Source organism: Bacillus sp. FG16 (assembly GCF_057809515.1).
Window position 1 is genome coordinate 1 of sequence record NZ_JBMDKC010000202.1, and the last position, 3157, is coordinate 3157.

Below are 3157 nucleotides of genomic sequence, written 5' to 3' on the forward strand. Positions count from 1 at the left end.
TGCTACTACCTGATATATTAGAGTGGATTATGAAAGAGGATGTACCAGCAGCCATGTTTCATGTTTAAAAAAAGGAGGCGAAACCTCCTTTTTCTTTCTTCCCTATTTCACATACACATAGTCTTCGTTTGATGTCATATAGTATGTGCGCCCTTTCGAATTGTGCACTTTAAATTGCGTGAAGCCATCCACACTTACCTTTTCATCGATTGTAAATCCTTCCCCTGCGTCCAATGTACCCGCTACAGCGCTACCCTGCCATGACGGTGTATCATAAAACCGAAGGTTATCTACTTTTGAAACCACACGTTTCCCTATCACTGGATTTGCTGACTCTTTTGTCTCAAATCGAATGTAATCTGGACTATGTTTCACCCATTGATTGCCACCCAGATTCAGCCATCCGTCTTTTTCAGCCCATACTTGATACGATTCTGATGTGTTCAGTTGACGAATCAATTCATAATTTGTTCCTGGTCCTTTACGTAGATTTACATTGTTTCCAAAAATATAGGCAATTCCTTGCGTGTGGACGACCGGACTACCTTCACCTGTTGTTTCCATTATCTCACCATTGTTATACACTCGCTGCACATCACTTCTAAATTGAGCTTCTGATACACCATGGCTACGTAAATAATCAATCGGGTCCTCATGATCTGTACCGCCAAGATACTTCCTCACATCGTTATGTGTCCACAACCCTTTTTCTACGGATAGATTGTTATCTTTTAAGATTTTTGCTAACAGCTTTACGTATTGCTCATAACTACGCTTAAACTTCGTGTAATCAGCCGTCTCACATAATTCCACATGGACAAATCGTTTATTAGCTCCTGGTCCTGCACCATACGCAATGTATCTTGTGTCCGCAATTTGAATGGTTTCATTCCAATCCACTGCGTAATGAACGAATGCATTTCTCCAGGTACGAGTTTCATAACGTTGAATGTTAATAGCTGGCGCTTCAGGTGTTGCCGTACTGTGGGCAACCACTCCTTCATATGCCCCTACACCGCTCCTGTATGGTGTTTTCGGTGCATCAGGTATCAGAAGTATTCTATCGGCAAAAGCACTTGTAGACAGTGAAAATACCATACATAATATTGTAACTATCCCCGGTAATCGTTTCATTTTTGTTTCTCCTCCCATAGAAAAACGCACCACCGATTGGCGATGCGTTCTCTTTGTTTTTATTTGTCTGTTTGTGCTGTGCCTTCGTGGTCACTCCAGATTCCTAAAGCGACACCAAGTGTGAAAAGATACGGTAACACTTCATCGATAAAACTTTTTGTCTCCAGTAGCCCAGCCTTCGCACAAATAAATCCCAAGAGGGAGGCAAGTGCCACCCATGTTTTCCAGTTACCTAATCGTTTTTGCATATTTTCTTTTGTCATGTCTAATCTGTCTCCTTTTCGATTGTATCCAAGCGTTTATGCGCTTGTTTTGTACTTTCCTCTACCCTCGTGACTCGTTCTCCCAGGGCTACCATTTGTTTTTCACTTGCTTTTAAATCAATCCGGATATCATCCACACCTTTTCGAATATAACCAAGTTCTGCTTTTACCTCGGCACTTTGTTGTCCATCTGCCTTGATGGATTTAGATTTATTCAGGGCGTAGCCAAAATAGCTAATGGCAAGTGATAGCACTGCAATCAACACGCCTATTTCAATTGTCATGTTTTTCAACTCCTTTCCAAAAGAAAAAGAGAGACGCTTGTCTCTCTTTCACTCATACAGCTATCTTACATTTTACATGCCACCTTTTAGTATCAATCCTAAAATTGTCATAACAACTGCACCAATTACAATGCGCAAAATCCAAGTGGTATTTAGACTGATTTTTTCTAATTGCTTATTGATGGTAGAAATATCTTTTTCGTTTATCGTTGTACGAGTTTCTAAATTACGAATATCTCGCATGATTTCTTTTTGTTCTGCTTTTAAGCTATCGATTTTTGCATATACATCTTCCAATGCATTCACGTCCTTTTTGAAATCTTAATAAGACAATCTCTATATACTATGAAACAACCTTTTTCATAGTGAATGCATGGTAGCCATTTTTATGCCCATGCTGTATGTTGCGCCAAATAAAAACAGCTTATAGCTGCTTCGGTTTCTCACTTATTAAATTTTGAACTACATCTTTTAATGTGGACACATCTTTTGTTAGTGTAGTGACTTGCTCTTTTAGTTGTTTATTTTCTTCTTTAACTACATGTAACTCTTCAGTATTCTGCCTAACCTGCTCCTTTAACGATATGAATTCATCATACAACTGTTGGAACGCTGCAATAAGAATAGAAACAGTATTATATAAATTAATGGCTCTTTTCTCTTTGTCTGTAAATATACCGTCAGTATCATCTGCAATCATACCGAAATACGTTTCAATTTCTTTTGTTGTATATGGTTCTGTTTGTTCCTCTGGTTTGTTCACACGCATTTGATACAGATCATACATGTCGTCTCTGAAATTGTACTGTTTGATAGCTAAACTCATGATTTTATCAAGAGCCGAGAACGGAATGTCTTTTATATTCTCTTTCATATTTCTAGCTGACGTAGGATTAAATGCTTTCGCCCACATTTGACCATTGGCATGTACATTTTCATTCGCTCGTAGTGTTCTTAATTCTATATCTCGCCATTGACCACCAATACCATTCTTTATTTGTAGTCCGTTATCATAACCAGTTACATAACTTGCTCTTATCTTTATATCTGCTAAATTTAAATCGTCATCATTCTCACCAGCTGAAAAATAGATAGATCTAACCCCAAGCGCATTTTTTCTTTTGAAATAGAATTCGCCTCTATTATTTGTATAAAAATGCGGTTCTGTGGTCGTCACTATAAACTTGCCGTACCCAGGAGCCCATCCTTCTGAGTTGAAAATAATATCATTCAAATTATCAAAGTATAATCTTCCGGCTGCATATGCATACAGATGTCCACCGTCATTCTGCATTTGAATATATGATGACCATATATTGGTACCTTCTGCATTTTCCCCTTTAGAAATCCCAAATTTCGCATACGCTTTAGAAGGTTGATCGACTCCATTAATTCTTGGCATGACTTGATAAATATAAAACGATCCTGTACCAGCGTATTTTCTATTATCAGAACCAAGGACTAATGAAGGTTGAA

5 protein-coding genes are annotated in these 3157 nt (G+C 38.2%); all 5 read right to left on the reverse strand.

The genetic code is table 11. From position 1 onward, the window contains the following. Nucleotides 1–102 precede the first annotated feature (102 nt). Nucleotides 103–1134 carry an N-acetylmuramoyl-L-alanine amidase gene (locus tag ACODS7_RS31450; protein WP_243169198.1) on the reverse strand — a complete coding sequence of 344 codons (1032 nt, stop codon included), beginning with the start codon at nucleotides 1132–1134 and terminating at the stop codon, nucleotides 103–105. Nucleotides 1135–1193: 59 nt separating this feature from the next. Then, nucleotides 1194–1397 (reverse strand): hypothetical protein, encoded by a 204-nt coding sequence (locus tag ACODS7_RS31455; protein WP_243169199.1) that lies wholly within the window; start codon nucleotides 1395–1397, stop codon nucleotides 1194–1196. A gap of 2 nt (nucleotides 1398–1399) precedes the next feature. Next, nucleotides 1400–1681 carry a hypothetical protein gene (locus ACODS7_RS31460; RefSeq protein ID WP_098856203.1) on the reverse strand — a complete coding sequence of 94 codons (282 nt, stop codon included), beginning with the start codon at nucleotides 1679–1681 and terminating at the stop codon, nucleotides 1400–1402. Nucleotides 1682–1753: 72 nt separating this feature from the next. Then, on the reverse strand, nucleotides 1754–1978 hold the full coding sequence (locus ACODS7_RS31465) for a hemolysin XhlA family protein (protein ID WP_243169200.1): 225 nt from the start codon (nucleotides 1976–1978) through the stop codon (nucleotides 1754–1756). A gap of 127 nt (nucleotides 1979–2105) precedes the next feature. Then, a partial coding sequence (locus tag ACODS7_RS31470) for a tail fiber domain-containing protein (RefSeq protein WP_488828495.1) occupies nucleotides 2106–3157 on the reverse strand: 1052 nt, incomplete at its 5' end.

Coding starts and splice junctions, on each gene's coding strand:
- ACODS7_RS31450 (WP_243169198.1), bottom strand. CDS start 1,134: ATGAAACGATTACCGGGGATAGTTACAATATTATGTATGGTATTTTCA.
- ACODS7_RS31455 (WP_243169199.1), bottom strand. CDS start 1,397: ATGACAAAAGAAAATATGCAAAAACGATTAGGTAACTGGAAAACATGG.
- ACODS7_RS31460 (WP_098856203.1), bottom strand. CDS start 1,681: ATGACAATTGAAATAGGCGTGTTGATTGCAGTGCTATCACTTGCCATT.